Origin of the sequence: Roseateles rivi (genome assembly GCF_043555845.1) — a bacterium.
Lineage (GTDB): Bacteria > Pseudomonadota > Gammaproteobacteria > Burkholderiales > Burkholderiaceae_C > Roseateles > Roseateles rivi.
Genome location: NZ_JBIGHZ010000002.1, coordinates 98,487 through 114,161 on the forward strand (window position 1 = coordinate 98,487; position 15,675 = coordinate 114,161).

Below are 15,675 nucleotides of genomic sequence, written 5' to 3' on the forward strand. Positions count from 1 at the left end.
TGGGGCGTTTTTACTCCCAATCCCGCGCCACTGGTGGATTACCCGAATAGCGCAGTACGGCTGTGCCGCCGCTTTCAGCGGCACGGCACTGCAGCTCACATGGCTTTGAAGAGGTGCACGTAGGCGCGGCTGACCGGCAGCTCGTTGCTGGCGCCGTGAAAGCGCACAAAGAGGCGGCTGGCTTCGTCGCGCCGCGTGCCCGCCACCTGCGCGAGGTTGACCACCGTGGAGCGGTGCACCTGCCAGAACTGCTGGGCGTCGAGCTGCGCCACCAGTTCGTGAATGGGCGTGCGGATCAAGTACTCGCCACGCGCCGTGCGCACGCAGGTGTATTTGTCGTCGGCATGGAAGTAAATGACGTCCTCCACGGGCAGCTGGTGCGTTTGCTCGCCCTGGCTGGCGCGGATGTAGCGCAGCGCCGCACCCTGGGCCGCGCCACTGGGCTGCAGGCGCTGCAGCGCCGCGAGCAAGGCGGCCGAATCGGGCTGCGGCGGCGCCTGCAGGGCCTGGCGCAGGCGTGCGACGGTGCGCGCCAGGCGCTGCGCCTCCACGGGCTTGAGCAGGTAGTCCAACGCCTGCTCCTCAAAGGCCGCCAGGGCGTATTGGTCGTAGGCGGTCACAAACACCACACGCGTGGCGCCCTCAATGCCCTGCGCCACCTCCAGACCGCTGAGGCCGGGCATCTGGATGTCCAGAAACGCCACGTCGGGCTGCTGCTCCTCGATCATGCGTGCCGCCGTCAGGCCGTCGTGCACCACGGGCAGCAGCTCCAGCTCGGGCCACTGCGCGCTCAGGAGCTTGCACAGGCGCTGCGCCAGCACGGGTTCGTCGTCGGCCACCAGGGCCAAGGGTCGGCGGGTGTTCATGGGTGAGCGGGTGTGGGTGGGTCTATCGGCAAGCTCAGGCGTACGCGGCAACCGGGCTCGGCGGGGCTGAGCTGCAGCTGCGCCGCATCGACCCAGCGCGCTGCCAGCCGCGCACGCAGATTCTGCAGCGCCAGGCCGTGGCCGCCGCGCCGCGATGCGCCCAGGCCCACGCCGTCGTCGCGCACTTCCAACTCCAGGCGCTCGCCCTCGCGCCAGGCACGCACCCACACCGTGCCACCCTCCAGCTTGGGCTCCACGCCGTGGTGCACGGCGTTTTCCACCAGCGGCTGCAGCAAGAGCGGCGGCAGCGGCAGGGCCAGCAAGGCCTCGTCCACCTCCACCTGCACGCGCAGCCGCGGGCCCATGCGCTGCTGCAACACAGCCAGGTAGGCGCGCAGCAAATCCAGCTCCGCCCCCAGCGTGCCCGCGCCCTGGCGCAAGCCCTGCAGCGAGGCGCGTAAATACGTGGTGAAGGCCCCCAGCATGGCCTGCGCCCGCGCGGGCTCGTCCTCGATCAAGGCCTGCACATTGGCCAGGGTGTTGAAGAGAAAGTGCGGCTCCATCTGCGCCTGCAGCAGCTGCAGCTGGGCCTCGGTGGCGCGGCGGCGCTGCTCGCGTTCACGCTCGCGGGCGGCGTAGATGACATGCACCACCAGCGAAATGCACGCCGACAGCCCCAGCGCAATGAGCACCGACATCGTGCCGCTGCGGCTCCAAAACCAGCCCGAAGGCGCATTGCCACTGAGCGCCATGCCCAGCGGCCAGCCCAGTGCCACCCCCAGCATGGGCAGCCCGGCGTAGATGAGGCTGCGCTGCCAGCTCGGGCGCTGGCGAATGGCCGCATGGCCGCCCAAGCGCGGCAGCACCAGCGCGAACAGCCCGTGAATGGCCCCGCCCACGCAGCCCGACACCACCAGGTTGCGCCCCAGGGCGCTCAGCCACGCCCAAGCGCTGGCCTGCGCCGCACGCGCGGGGTTGAACACCGCCCACAGCAGCGTGAAAAACACCGCCATGAAGACGCTGAACAAAACCGTGGCCACGAGCTGCTGCGCGGGTGTGCGCACTTCGTCGTGCATGGCGGGCGAAAAGCCGCGCCAAAACGCCAGCCACTGCGCCCGCAGCGGGCGCGCTGAAGAGGGGGGGTTCGAGGTCGTCATGGGGCGCAGTGTAGAAAGCCACCCACCCCCCACTCACCTGGCGCGCGCCCAATCGACAGCAGCGCGGCGCCAGTCGACAGCGCCGCACCGCCAAGCGCCGCTCAACCCAGCACGCGCTGCGCCACCGTGGCGTAGAGCGGAATGCCCAGCAAGATGTTGAAGGGGAAGGTCAGCCCCAGCGACATGCCAAAGTACAGCGCCGGGCGCGCCTCCGGAATGGCCTGGCGCACCACCGCAGGCACGGCGATATAGCTGGCACTGGCGGCCAGCACCATCAGCAGCGTGCCGTCACCCACGCCCAAACCCAGGCTCGCGGCCAGCGCCAGCGCCAGCGCCGCATGCGCAAGCGGCCCGCCCAGCGCATAAGCCAGCAACCAGGGCGACATGCCGCGCAACTGCCCCACATGGCGCGCCGCCAGCAAACCCATGTCCAGCAGGAAGAAGGCCAGCATGCCCTTGAACAAATCGCCCGCAAACGGCTGCATGGCCTGCTCGCCCGCCTCGCCGCTCAAAATGCCCACCACCATGGCCCCCAGCAGCAGCAGCTGTGCGCCATCGGTCAGGCTCTCATGCATCACATGGCGCAGGCTGTGCCCCTCGGGCAGCGCCCGCCCGCCCGCGCGCGCCTCGCGCTGGCGCGTCAAGTTCGCCAACAGCACCGCCATGATGATGGCGGGCGACTCCATCAGCGCCAGCGCCGCCGCCATATGCCCGCCATAAGCCACACCGTGGTCCGCGAGGTACTGGCTGGCGGTGATGAAGGTCACCGCACTCACCGAGCCATAAGTGGCCGCCAGCGCCGCCGCATCAAAGCCATTGAGCAGCCGGCGCAGCAACACATAACCCAGCGCCGGCACCACCACCGCCAGCCCCAAGGCCGCCGCCAGGCTCACCGACACCTCCACCGTCAAACCCGACTTGGCCAGCGCAAACCCGCCCTTGAGCCCCAAAGCCATCAAGAGGTAGAGCGACAAAAACCGCGCCACCGGCTGCGGAATCTCCAAATTCGACCGCACCGCCCCGGCCAGCATGCCAAACACGAAAAACAAAACCGCCGGGTCCAAAAACCCCGCCAACGCCGAACTGTTCATCGTGTCTCTCCCTAACGACCATGGTCAAAAATGCCCGCGCGAGTCTATGGGAAAGCACCACCCCAATCGCAGGAAAACCCTGCCCGCCCCGCCACCAAAAGCGAAGCGGACGCTATGCGCACGGGAGTCAGAGACAGTACAGAGGTGATCTGAGGCACTGGGCAGTGCCGCCGCGCGCTGCGACTAACACGCAAAAGCGCCATGCCATGCGGTAGCTGCAGGCAGCGACAAAAAGACGAAGGCCGCGCATGCGCGGCCTTCCATTTGGTGCATCTGGCGAAAACTCGCTTCAGCTTGTTAGCGTCCAGAGCACATATCCCAGTGATATGTAGGCGCGGACTCTACCATGACACTCATAACGATTCGGGAGAGAACCATGCACACCACGCGCTACCGCTTGGCCCTTGATTTGGGCAGCACTTCAATTGGCTGGGCCGTGCTCCGCCTCAACGACCAACTCGAGCCCACGGCAGTGATTCGTTCAGGCGTGCGCATCTTCAGTGATGGTCGCCACCCCAAAACGGGCGCTTCCCTGGCAGTTGACCGCCGCTTGGCGCGTGCCATGCGCCGCCGGCGCGACCGGCTGCTCAAGCGCAAGCACCGCATGATGTGCGCGCTGCTTGAACTGGGTTACTTCCCACAAGACACACTGGAGCGCAAAGCCCTGGAGCGGCTGGACCCCTATGTACTGCGTGCCAAAGGCTTGGACCATGCCCTGTCTCCAGGCGAATTCGCCAGGGCGCTGTTCCACATCAATCAGCGCCGTGGCTTCAAGAGCAACCGCAAAACCGACTCCAAAGAAAACGACAGCGGAGCCCTCAAAAAGGCCATCAACACCACACAGCAAACGCTGGCGGCCGAAGGATGCCGCACCGTGGGCGAGTGGCTGGCACGCCGCCAGCAAAGCGGCCAAGGTGTTCGGGCACGGCTCAGAGAACAACGCATCACCACCGAGCAAGGTAAAACCAAGCTCGACAAACACTACGAGCTATACGTCGACCGAGCCATGGTCGCTGCTGAATTCGATGCCCTCTGGGCCAAGCAAGCCCAGTTGCAGCCGACCCTCTTTCCAACTGAGGCCGGTCAGCGCCTCAAAGACGTGCTGCTGTTTCAGCGCAACCTCAGACCCGTCATACCTGGGCGTTGCACCTTGCTGCCCGATGAGCCCCGCGCTCCGCTGGCACTGCCCAGCCAGCAGCGCTTTCGCACCCTTCAGGAAGTGGCCAACCTGCGCGTCCTCAACGACACGCTGCAGGAACGAGCATTGACCCTCGACGAGCGGCAACGGCTCACCAGCGCACTGGAGCAACGCAACCTCAGCTTTGCCAGCGCCATACCCAAACTGCTGGGCCTACCCGGTGGAACCGAGTTCAACCTGGCCGATGTCAAACGCAAGGAACTCAAAGGCAATGCCACCAGCCTGGTACTGGCACGCAAGGAGCTGTTTGGCCCCGCCTGGCATGACTTTGAGCTTGGCCTGCAAGACCAGATCGTGACCCAACTGCTGGAGGAGCAAAGCGAAGCGGCACTCATCGATTGGCTGCAAGCACATACCCACGTTGACGAAGCCTGTGCCGAACGCATTGCCAATGCCAAACTCCCTGAGGGCTACGGCAGCCTCAGCGCAGCAGCACTGGCGCACATCCTGCCGGTGCTGGCTGCCGAAGCCGTGGGCTACGCCCAAGCCGCCCAAGCCGCTGGCTTTCACCACAGCCGCCTGAGCGGCGTGGGCGTGGCCATCCCTGGGCGCACCCTGGCTCGCGAAGTCGTAGTGCCCAGCACGGGCGAGATTCAAACCTTGCATGTATTCACAGAGCTGCCCTACTACGGTGAATTTCTGCAGCGCCATGTCGGCTTTGCCGACCTGCGAGCCACCGAAGCCGACCCACCCGAGAAACGCTTTGGCCGCATCGCCAACCCCACCGTGCATATCGGCCTCAACCAAGTGCGCAGGGTCGTCAACGCCTTGATTCGTCGCTACGGCCACCCCACCGATGTGGTGGTCGAGTTGGCACGGGAACTCAAACAAAGCCGTGACGCGCGCCTGGAGGCACAAAAGCAGCAGGCACAGGCCCAAGACCGCAACGCCCGTCACCGCGCCACGGTGGCCCAGGTGCTGGGCATAGAACCGAACCGGGTCTCGCACGACGACTTGCTCAAACTGCGCCTGTGGGAAGAGCTCAACCCTTACAACGCTGCGGATCGCTGCTGCCCCTACACCGGCGAGGTCATCAGCATGGCGCGGCTACTCAGCCCCGAGGTGGAGATCGAGCACATCCTGCCCTTCTCGCGCACCCTGGATGACTCCGCCGCCAACAAAACCCTGGCCTTGCGCAGCGCCAACCGACTCAAAGGCAATCAAACCCCATTCGAAGCCTTCGGCGCCAAAACCATTCCCGGCTACGACTATCAGGCCATGCTGGCACGCGCCGCCACCATGCCCCGCAACAAGGGTTACCGCTTTGCACCCGACGGCATGCAACGCTGGGAAGGCGAAAGCAGTGGCTTCCTGGCCAGGGCACTCAACGACACGCGCTACCTCAGCCGTGTGGCCCGCGAGTACCTGGAACTTATCTGTCCACAGCGCACCCGTGTCATTCCCGGACAAATGACTGCCATGTTGCGAGGCTTGTTCGGCTTGAACACGGTGCTGGGAGTCAACGGTGAAAAAAATCGCGATGACCACCGGCACCATGCCGTCGACGCCTGCGTCATCGGAGTCACCGACCAAGGCATGTTGCAGCGCTTTGCGCAAGCAAACGCCAGCGCGCGGGCCGATGGCCTGCAACGACTGGTGCGCGACATGCCCTTGCCCTGGCCCACCTACCGCGAGCACGTGGCCCGCGCCGTGCAGCACATCTGGGTCAGCCACAAGCCCGACCACAGCCACGAAGGGGCCATGCACAACGACACGGCCTACGCCTTGTTGGGCAATGGCCGTGTGGCGGTTCACAAGCCCATTGATGGCAAGCGTGTTCGTGTGGAAGAAGCGCTGACGGTGATTCCCATGGTCGAACCCACGCATACCCAGCGCCATGGTCGCCTTCCAGACGGCTCACCACGCCCTTACAAAGGCTACAAGGGCGATAGCAATCACTGCATCGACATCGTGCGCGACGACAAAGGCCGCTGGCAGGGCGAAGTGATCTCAACCTTTGAGGCCTATCAAGCGGCGCGCCAAGGAGGACTGGCACGCTTGCGCGATGCCCAACTGAGCCTCTCCGGCAAGCCCCTGGTCATGCGCCTGATGATTGGTGACACCGTACGTTTGAAAATTGATGGGGGCTTGCGCACCATGCGCGTGGCCACAGTCAGCACGAATGGTCAGATCTATATGTGCGACCTTCACGAGGCCAACGTGGACGCGCGCAACCGCAACAAGTCAGACTCATTTGCCTACATCTCGAAAATGGCTGGCTCACTGCAAAAGGCCATGGGGCGCAAAGTCACGGTCTCACCGATCGGTGAGATCACCGAGAAGTAAAGGCGGAGATCGTGCTGGGCCGCATCGTCGAAGTCGCCGACGACCACCGCCACCTCAGCGTTCACAGAGGCTTTCTGGTGGTCAAAGACACCCAGCCCGGTGGCCGCGAATTGGGGCAAGTTGCGCTGGACGACATTGCAGCACTCATCGCCAACGCCCACGGCCTGAGCTACAGCAACAACCTGCTGGTTGCCCTGGCCGAGCGTGGTGCCCCCATGGTGGTGTGCGGCCCCAACCACAACGCCGTCAGCATGCTCTGGCCCATTGATGGCCATTTCGAACAAGCCAGGCGCATTGACGCACAGCTGGCCAGCAAACTGCCCACCCACAAACGCCTGTGGGCTGCAGTGGTGAAATCCAAGCTCGAGCAACAGGGTGCCGCTCTGGCCGCCACTGGTGCCCCGGACGCCCCACTCAAAGCCCTGGCCAGCAAAGTGCGCAGCGGTGACCCAGACAACCTCGAAGCTCAAGGCGCACGCCGTTACTGGAGCCTGCTGTTTGGTGCGCAATTCCGCCGTGACCAACAAGGCAGCGGGTTGAACAGCTTGCTGAACTACGGCTACACCGTCCTGCGGGCTGCCATGGCCCGTGCCGTCATTGCAGCGGGGCTGCATCCCAGCCTGGGCTTGCACCACAGCCATGACAACAACGCCATGCGGCTGGTGGACGACTTGATGGAACCCTTTCGGCCGCTGATCGACCTCAAAGTCTGGCGGCTGCAAAAGTCCGGCACAGACACACTGAGCCCCGAAGTCAAACGCGCCTTGGTGCTGACCCTCTACGCCGACCTGCAAACCCCCGCTGGCACCACACCCGTCATGGTTTGCATGCAAAGGCTGGCGGTGTCTCTGGCCCAGGTCTACCTGGGCGAACGAGACAAGTTAGACCTGCCCCCGCCCCCGTTGCCACTGGACCTGGCACCACTGCTAGGCCAGGAGCCCTTCTGAAAATCCAGCACCCCTGCTGGCAAGCCCATGCTGACCGGATACAGGCTGATGTGGATGATGGTGATGTTTGACCTGCCAGTGGTCGAAAAGGCCCAAAGGCGCGCTGCGACTGAGTTCCGCAACGCCCTGCTGGACATGGGCTTTGAAATGAGTCAGTTCAGCGTCTACCTGCGCCTTTGCACCAGCGCCACGCAGGTCGACACCTACTGCAGACGTGTTCAAAGCGTCTTGCCCCAAGGGGGCAAGGTCAATATCCTGCAGTTCACCGACAAGCAGTACGAACGCATCATCAGCTTCCGCGGCCAAGCCAAACAACCCCCGCCAAAAACACCCGACCAGTTCGACCTTTTTTGACACCGTGGATCAATTTTTCACGCCCCAAAAAGCAAAAACCCCTTGATAAATCAAGGGGTTGCTGCCGACCTAGTCTAGATCACTGGGATATGTGCTCTGGCCGGAACTAGCGCGCGCACGGTATGCGACTATCGGAAAGTCTAGATCACTGGGATATGTGCTCTGGCCGGAACCGAGGCGCGAATGGCCGAGGCCGACTATGCAGTCTAGATCACTGGGATATGTGCTCTGGCCGGAACCGCTTGACCTCTGCAGCCTCGTCCGCAAACAGTCTAGATCACTGGGATATGTGCTCTGGCCGGAACTGGAAACCGCCCACCTCATCGACCTCACTGGAGTCTAGATCACTGGGATATGTGCTCTGGCCGGAACAGCGGTCGGCGCATTCCAATGTTTATTAAAGTCTAGATCACTGGGATATGTGCTCTGGCCGGAACAGCGCCTTGTGGCGGGTTGCTGCGACCAGGAGTCTAGATCACTGGGATATGTGCTCTGGCCGGAACGGCGAGCTGGATGCGGTTCTCGCGCAGGAGCAGTCTAGATCACTGGGATATGTGCTCTGGCCGGAACCCCAGCGGCATGGCGCTGAGGGTGGTGGCAAGTCTAGATCACTGGGATATGTGCTCTGGCCGGAACTCAGCCGCCGCAGAGCCCATGCCCAAATTGAGTCTAGATCACTGGGATATGTGCTCTGGCCGGAACCGAGGCGCGAATGGCCGAGGCCGACTATGCAGTCTAGATCACTGGGATATGTGCTCTGGCCGGAACCTCGAGGACGTGGGCCGCACCACCGAAGCGAGTCTAGATCACTGGGATACGTGCTCTGGCCGGAACACACGGTGATGGGCCGGTCGGTGATGCCTTAGTCTAGATCACTGGGATATGTGCTCTGGCCGGAACTTTTAGCTCAGTTGGTAGAGCAAGCGCATTAGTCTAGACCACTGGGATATGTAACCCCTCACCTCCCCCCAAACATCATCTGCCTCGCCAGGGCGGTTTTGAGGGGGGGAAGGGCTTGCAGGGCGGCGAGGGCCAGGCCGCGGGTGGCGCCCAGGCCGGGCCATTGCCAGGTGAAGCTGCGGGCGAGGAAGTCGGTGGTGGCGATGGTGCGCCAGCGGTCGGGGGTGCGGTGGCGTTCGGTGTGGGCCAGGGCGGCTTCGGGCGTGGGGTGGCGGCGCAGGGCGTCGACCAGGGTGTAGGCGTCGCGCAGGCCGAGGTTGAGGCCTTGGCCGGCCACGGGGTGCAGGGTTTGGGCGGCGTTGCCGATGCGCACGGTGCGGCCTTGCACGAGGCGGCGTTCGGCGTTGAGGCCCAGGGGGAAGCATTTGAGCGGGCTGATGCCTTGCAGCGGGCCCAGGCTGGCGGGCAGCTGGTGTTGCAGCAGGTGCAGGCGTTGGCTGTCGCTGAGGGTGGCGATGTCGTCGTGCGCAGCACTGCAGCACCACACCAGGGCGGCACGGCGCTGCGGGCCTTGGGCGGGCAGGGGCAGCAGGGCCACGGGGCCGTGGCGGGTGAAGCGTTCGTAGGCCACGCCCACGGGGCTGTCGGGCGCGAGTTGCACGGTGCCCACCCAGGCGTTTTGCTGGTAGTCGTGGTGCAGGGCTTTGCGGGATTGGTCGGCAAAGACACCGCCTTCGGCCACCACGGCGAGGTCGTGGCGCTGGCGTTGGCCGTCGGCCAGCTCAATGTCCACACCGCCGCTTTGGGGATGCAGCGCGGCCACGCCTTGACCAAAGCGGGTGTGCAGGCGCTGCGGCGCGGCCTGGGCGCTGGCCAGCCAGGCGGTTTGCAGCGGGGCCAGCAGCTGGCCGTAGTGCAGCACGGCGCCCAGCATGTCGCAGCCTTGCTCGGCGGCGCTGATGCACACCTGGGGCTCGCCCCCAGGGCCCAGCAGGGGGTGGTGCGCGGTGGGCGGTGCCTGGCTGACGTGCACTTGCACGATGGGCTGGGCCTGCGCTGCGGGGTAGCAGCCCAGGCGCTGCAGCAGTTGCACGCTGCCCAGGGCCAGCGCGAGGGTGCGGGGGTCGGCGCTGATGTCTTTGTCCAGCGCGCGCGCGTCGTAGAGGGTGATGTGGGCCTGGGGCAGTTGGCGTGCGGCCAGCAGGGCCAGGGCCAGACCGGCGGGGCCTGCGCCGACCACGGCCAGGCTCAGCGCCGCGGCGGTTGGAGTGCGGGAGGAAGTCATGCGCGAACGGGGATGAGCGGTGGTCTGCGGCGGCGGCGTCAGCAGCCGCGTGGCAGTCTAGCGCCACCGCTGCGCTGCGCGGGCGCTCAGGGCGTTTCAGCCCTGCAAGCAGGCAGGCGTGAGCTCGGCCTGCGCCGGCAGTTGGGCCAGGGGCTGGGGCTGGTGCAGCAGATAGCCTTGCACATAGCTGATGCCCATGGCGCGCAGGCGCTGCAGGGTGGCGTCGTTTTCAACGAATTCAGCCACGGTGCTGATGCCGATGACTTTGGCCACGTCGATAAAGCAGCGCACGGCGGCTTCGTCCAGCGGGTCGCTGATGAGGTCGCGGATGAACTGGCCGTCGATCTTGAGCTCGTCCACGTCCAGCTGTTTGAGGTAGCCAAAGGACGATGCGCCCGCGCCAAAGTCGTCCAGCGAGGCATGCACACCGGCCTGGCGCAGGTGATCGATGAAGGCCGCGGCGGCGCTCAGGTTGGTGACGGCGGAGGTTTCAGTGATTTCCAGGCACAGGTGCTGGGCCACCTCGGGGCCGACGCGCTCGACTTGGTCAAGCACCCAGGCTTGGAAGAGGTTGTCGTTGATGGACTGGCCCGAGAGGTTGATGTTGAGCCGGTCCAGCCACTGCAGCGAGGGCTGCTTGCGCAGCCAGCGCAGCACCTGGGTGAGCACCCAGCGGTCCAGCCGGGTGGCGAGGTGGTAGCGCTCGGCCGCGGGCATGAAGTCGCCGGGCAGCTCCAGGCTGCCGTCGGCCTGGCGCAGGCGCAGCAGCACTTCAGCACGCAGGCCCGTGGGCGCGCCGGGCGAGGCCTGCGCAGCGTCGATGCGCTGGGCGTAGAGCTCAAAATTGCCTTGATCCAACGCCAGCTCCAGGCGGTTGGCCCAGTGGCGCTCGCTGCGGCGCTCCAGAATGACACGGTCTGAGCCGACCCAGACATGCACGCGGTTGCGCCCGCCGTCTTTGGCGGCGCGGCAGGCGGCGTCGGCGGCTTGCAGCAGCTGCTCGGCGCTGCCCCAGCTGTGGTTGAGCGGCACCAGGCCGACGCTGGCGCCCACGCGGTAGCTGGTGTTGGCGTGCACCACGCGCAGCAAGCCAATCTGGTGGCAGATTTGCCGCCCAAAGCGCTCGGCCTGGCGCAGCGTGGCGTGCTCCAGCAGCACGGCGAATTCGTCGCGGTCCATGCGCGAGACCAAGCTGCCCCAGGGCGCAGTCCTTTGCAGCAGCTGCGACACCTGGTTCAGCAGCTCGTCGCCCGCAGCGTGGCCACAGGCGTCGTTGAAGAGGCGGAATTGGTCCAGGTCCACCAGCAGCAAGGCGCCGTAGCGCCCGCGCCGCACGGGGTGCTGGCGTGGGCCCAGATGAGGGGTGAGCAGGCGCTCGAACTCGCGACGGTTGATCAAGCCGGTGAGGGTGTCGTGCGTGGCGTGGTACTGCATCTCGCGCGCCATGCGGCGCTGCTCGGTGACGTCGTGAAACACCAGCACTTCACCGAGCACGCGGTCGTCGGCCGCCAGGATGGGCGCCACCGAGTGCTCCACGCCGCAGCGCTGGCCGTGACGCGAGCACAGCACGGGGCCGGAGCCCTCGTCGGGCTGCTCCTGCAGGCAAAACACCTGGGCCACGGGTTGACCGGTGGCATCGGCACAGCGCCAGCCAGTGAGGCGCTCGGCCACTGGGTTGAGCCACTGCACGCAGCCGTGGGCATCGGTGGTGATGACGCCGTCGCCAATGGAGCGCAGCGTCACGCGCAGCAGCTCGTGCTGCTCGGCCAGTTCGGCGGCGAGCTGGTGGGCGATTTGCTCGGCCAGGCGGCGCATTTCGGTGAGGTCCCAGTTCACGCCCACCACGTGCAGGGCGCGACCCTGGGCGTCGCGCGTGACTTTGGCCGCCGCACGCAGGGTGTGCCAGCTGCCGTCGCGCCAACGCACGCGAAATTCGGTGTTCAGGGGTGGGCTGCCCACCTTGAGCAGCTCGTCGAGACGGCGCAAGGTGCCGGCGAGGTCATCGGGGTGCAGCAAGTCGGCCCAGGCTTGCCGGTTTGGGACGCCTTTTTGCGGGTCAGCGTCGTAGAGGCGGAACATGCAGGCATCCCAGAAGAGTTCGCCGGTTTGCACATTCCAGTCCCAGACGCCAATGCCACCGCTGTCGGTAGCCAGTGAGAGGCGTTGCTGGCTTTCGTGCATGCGCCGCATGGCGTTGACGCAGTCGGTTTCGTCGATGACGGTGCCAACAAAACCCTGCAGCTGGCCTTGCTCGTTGCGCACGGGTTCTGCGGTGCTGTAGATGTGGCGCAGGCTGTCGTCAGCATGGCGCAGGCGAAAACGCATCTTGAAGGGGCTGGCACTGCTGACGGCCTGCTGCCAGGCGCGCAGGACGCCGTCGCGGTCTTCAGCGGTGATGGTGTCTAGCCAGCCCTGCCCCTGTGCACCCGCGGCGGTGTTGCCGTAGATTTCGCACCAGCGTGGGTTGACGTAGGTGGTCAGCCCTTGCGTGTCGGTGCAATACACCCCGGCCGGTGAGTGATCGGCCAGTGTTCGGAACCAACGCGTGTCGTCCGGGTGAGCATGGACTGCAACGCCAAATTCATCAGCAAGCATGGGGGGCACACACATCTCCAGGGGCGTTGTCTTGACCCTAGCACCTCAAGCTTGCAAAGGCACTGACGAGCCAGGGCCTCTCGGACAGATGCTCCCTCGCCTTGCCGACGCAAAAACCCCAACAAAGCAAGTTTTACCGGCAGCTTGCGGACTGTTGAGCGCAGCTTTTTTGAAACACCGCCGCCGCTGCCTCTCAGGCCAGCAGCTGCTGTAGGGGTTCGGGCTTGTGGATGAGGTAGCCCTGGGCGTAGTTCACGCCCATGCTGCGCAGCCGCTCCAGCACGCGGGGGTTGTCCACAAACTCGGCCACGGTGTGCAGGCCCACGACTTTGGCCACATCCACAAAGCAGCGCACGGCGGCGGCATCCAGGGGGTCGTTGATGAGGTCACGAACGAACTGGCCGTCGATCTTGAGCTCATCCACCCCCAATTGCTTGAGGTAGCCAAAAGAAGAGGCCCCCGAGCCAAAGTCGTCCAGCGAGGCGCGCACGCCCACCTGGCGCAGCTGGTCGATGAAGAGCGCAGCGTCCGAGAGGCTGGTGACCACGGCGGTTTCGGTGACCTCCAGGCACAGGCGCTTGCAGACCTCGGGGCCGGCGCGGTGGAGCTGCTGCAGCGCCCACGCGTGGAAGGCGCGGTCGCCCACGGACTGGCCCGAGACGTTGACGCTGAGCAGCTCCAGACGCGACAGCTGGGGGTGCAGGTGCAACCAGTCCAGCACATGAGAGAGCACCCAGCGGTCAATGCGCGTGACCATCTGGTAGCGCTCCGCAGCGGGCAGGAAGCTGCCCGGCGCGACCACGGTCCCGTCTTCCTGGCGCAGGCGCAGCAGCACCTCGGCGCGCACCCCGCCCTCGTCGACTTGCCCCGGTGCCAGGATGCGCACGATGCGCTGGGCGTAGAGCTCAAAGCCGTCGTGGTCCAGCGCGCTTTCGATGCGGCTGGTCCACTGCATGGCGCTGTGGCGCTCGCGCATGGCCATGTCGGTCTCGAACCAGACATGCACGCGATTGCGCCCGGCTTCCTTGGCGGCGTAGCAGGCTGAGTCGGCGGCTTGCATGATGAGCGAGGTGCTGCCCCAGCGATCGTCCACCAGCACCAGACCGATGCTGGCGCCAATGCGAAAACGCCGCCCCTCGTGGCTGAAACGAAAGTCCTCCATTTGCTGGCAGATTTGCTGCGCCACGCGTCGGCCCTGCGCCAGTGGGCAGTGCTCCAGCAGCACAGCAAATTCGTCGCCGCCCAGGCGGGCCAGCGCGTCGTGGCCACGCACCGATTGCCCCAACAAGCGCGCCACTTGCACCAGCATCAAATCGCCCACGGCATGCCCGCAGGCATCGTTGACGAGCTTGAACTGGTCCAGGTCCAGGAACATCAGCACATGCTCGCTGTTGCGGGTGTGGGCATCGTCGAGCATGGCGCCCAGGCGTGCTTCAAACTCACCTCGGTTGAGCAAGCCGGTGAGCTGATCGTGGGTGGCGCGATAGCGCATTTCGCCCACCAGGCGGCGCTGCTCGGTGACGTCGTGAAACACCAGCACGGTGCCGTGCAGGGCGCCGTTTTCGCTGCGTATGGGCGAGACCGTTTCCTCCACACCATAGCGCTGGCCGTTGCGCGACAGCAGCACGCCCTGCGTTGGTGGGCTGGCCTGGCCGGGCTCGCTCAAGCACTGTTGCACAGCGGTGTCGCCGCGCCGCGCGCCGTGCTCGTCTTGCAAGGCAAAGACTTGCGCCACAGGCTGGCCGCGGGCCTCGTCGCAAGACCAACCCGTGAGGCGCTCGGCCACCAGGTTGAGCCATTGCACATGGCCTTGGGCGTCGGTGGTGATGACGCCGTCGCCGATGGAGCGCAGCGTCACGCGCAGCAGCTCGTGCTGCTCGGCCAGCTCGGCGGCGAGCTGGCGCGCGATGTGCTCGGCCAGGCGGCGCAGCTCGGTGAGGTCCCAGTTGGCGCCCACCACACGCAGCGCCTGGCCTTGGGCGTCGCGCATGACTTGCGCCGAGGCGCGCAGGGTGTGCCAGCTGGCGTCGCGCCAGCGCACGCGAAATTCGGTGTTGAACGCTGGCCCGCCGACTTGCAATGCAGCCTGGAGCTGGCGCGTGGCCTCAGGCAAGTCTTCGGGGTGCACGACGCGGGCCCAATCCTCAAAGCTCAGCGGACCGACTTGCGGGTCGACGTCATAGAGGCGGAACATCCACGCGTCCCAGAAGAGCTCGCCGGACTGCACATTCCAGTCCCAGATGCCAATGCCGCCGCTGTCAGCCGCGAGCTTGAAGCGCTGCTCGCTGTGCTGCAGCTGCTGCATCACGGACATCAGCTGCTGTTCGCGCTGCGTGTGTTCGTCTTTGAGGGATTGGCGCAGCTGCAGCCCGTCGGCGGCCATGTCCGCCAACAGCCGCAGGAGCTGGTGCTGGCGTTCGTCCAGGCCGTGGCTTTGTAAGCCCATCACGCACAGCGTGCCCAGGGGCCGATCGGCCGTATCAAACAAGGGCAGCCCGGCGTAGAAGCGCACGTGGGGAGCGCCGCTGACCACGGCGTAGGCGCAGAACTTCTGGTCGGCTGCGGCGTCGGGCACCACCAGGGTGTGTTTGTGGGCCAGCGCCTCGTTGCACATCAGCGCTTCGCGCGGCATGAGTGTGCCCCGCCCGGGCAACCCAAGGCAGGACAGCATGCGGAACTGATCGCCCTCCACCAGCATGAGGGCGGCCATCTCGGCGCCCGCAATTTGGGCGGCCAATTGCACCAGGGTGTCGTAAGTGGGTTCGCGCACGGCCAGGGCCGTGCCCGGTTCTGCTGGCACAGCGCTGTCGATGTTAGGGGCTTGCTGGAGCAAAGCCAAACTCATGCCGTACACCTCAAGAGAATGCTTTTTCAGCCCAGGCAGGCGGTCGCTCCACGCGCCGCCTGGGTGGCTCATTCCAGTTGTACTTGCAGATGCGCAGCTGCGCACGCCCAGCAGGGGTCAGTTCGTGCAGGAAGTAGCAGTAAATGGCACT

Annotated in this window: 9 protein-coding genes and 1 CRISPR repeat array; of the genes, 3 read left to right on the plus strand and 6 right to left on the minus strand. The window is 65.6% G+C overall.

Going from position 1 to position 15,675, the window contains the following annotated elements; genetic code table 11:
- Positions 1–95: 95 nt before the first annotated feature.
- From ACG0Z6_RS04520 to ACG0Z6_RS04530, 3 genes are all read right to left on the minus strand, one after another.
- On the minus strand, positions 96–866 hold the full coding sequence (locus ACG0Z6_RS04520; RefSeq protein ID WP_394458913.1) for a LytR/AlgR family response regulator transcription factor: 771 nt from the start codon (positions 864–866) through the stop codon (positions 96–98).
- Positions 863–2,023: a sensor histidine kinase gene (locus ACG0Z6_RS04525; protein WP_394458914.1), complete on the minus strand. Its 1,161-nt coding sequence runs from the start codon at positions 2,021–2,023 to the stop codon at positions 863–865. The genes ACG0Z6_RS04520 and ACG0Z6_RS04525 overlap by 4 nt, the downstream gene beginning before the upstream one ends.
- Before the next feature lie 101 nt (positions 2,024–2,124).
- Positions 2,125–3,099 carry a sodium-dependent bicarbonate transport family permease gene (locus ACG0Z6_RS04530; RefSeq protein ID WP_394459972.1) on the minus strand — a complete coding sequence of 325 codons (975 nt, stop codon included), beginning with the start codon at positions 3,097–3,099 and terminating at the stop codon, positions 2,125–2,127.
- A 391-nt stretch (positions 3,100–3,490) separates the two neighbouring features.
- On the opposite strand from ACG0Z6_RS04530, the gene cas9 reads away from it, so the two are divergent.
- Genes cas9 through cas2 form a run of 3 tightly spaced genes read left to right on the plus strand, consistent with a single transcriptional unit; the run spans position 3,491 to position 7,899 of the window.
- Entirely contained in the window at positions 3,491–6,598 is a 3,108-nt protein-coding gene (cas9, locus tag ACG0Z6_RS04535) for a type II CRISPR RNA-guided endonuclease Cas9 (RefSeq protein WP_394458915.1), read from the plus strand.
- 11 nt (positions 6,599–6,609) lie between these two features.
- On the plus strand, positions 6,610–7,545 hold the full coding sequence (gene cas1, locus ACG0Z6_RS04540) for a type II CRISPR-associated endonuclease Cas1 (RefSeq protein ID WP_394458916.1): 936 nt from the start codon (positions 6,610–6,612) through the stop codon (positions 7,543–7,545).
- 27 nt (positions 7,546–7,572) lie between these two features.
- A complete protein-coding gene (gene cas2 / locus ACG0Z6_RS04545) occupies positions 7,573–7,899 on the plus strand; it encodes a CRISPR-associated endonuclease Cas2 (RefSeq protein WP_394458917.1) in 327 nt (108 codons plus the stop codon).
- A gap of 71 nt (positions 7,900–7,970) precedes the next feature.
- Positions 7,971–8,799: a CRISPR direct-repeat array (repeat unit 36 nt; unit sequence AGTCTAGATCACTGGGATATGTGCTCTGGCCGGAAC).
- A 58-nt stretch (positions 8,800–8,857) separates the two neighbouring features.
- On the opposite strand, the gene ACG0Z6_RS04550 is transcribed toward cas2, so the two are convergent.
- The 3 genes from ACG0Z6_RS04550 to ACG0Z6_RS04560 all read right to left on the minus strand — a co-directional run bounded on the left by ACG0Z6_RS04550 (position 8,858) and on the right by ACG0Z6_RS04560 (position 15,596).
- On the minus strand, positions 8,858–10,084 hold the full coding sequence (locus ACG0Z6_RS04550) for an FAD-dependent monooxygenase (RefSeq protein ID WP_419964618.1): 1,227 nt from the start codon (positions 10,082–10,084) through the stop codon (positions 8,858–8,860).
- 96 nt (positions 10,085–10,180) lie between these two features.
- Positions 10,181–12,679: an EAL domain-containing protein gene (locus ACG0Z6_RS04555; protein ID WP_394459974.1), complete on the minus strand. Its 2,499-nt coding sequence runs from the start codon at positions 12,677–12,679 to the stop codon at positions 10,181–10,183.
- 193 nt (positions 12,680–12,872) lie between these two features.
- Positions 12,873–15,596, minus strand: coding sequence for an EAL domain-containing protein (locus ACG0Z6_RS04560; protein ID WP_394458918.1), 2,724 nt, complete (start codon positions 15,594–15,596; stop codon positions 12,873–12,875).
- Positions 15,597–15,675: the final 79 nt, after the last annotated feature.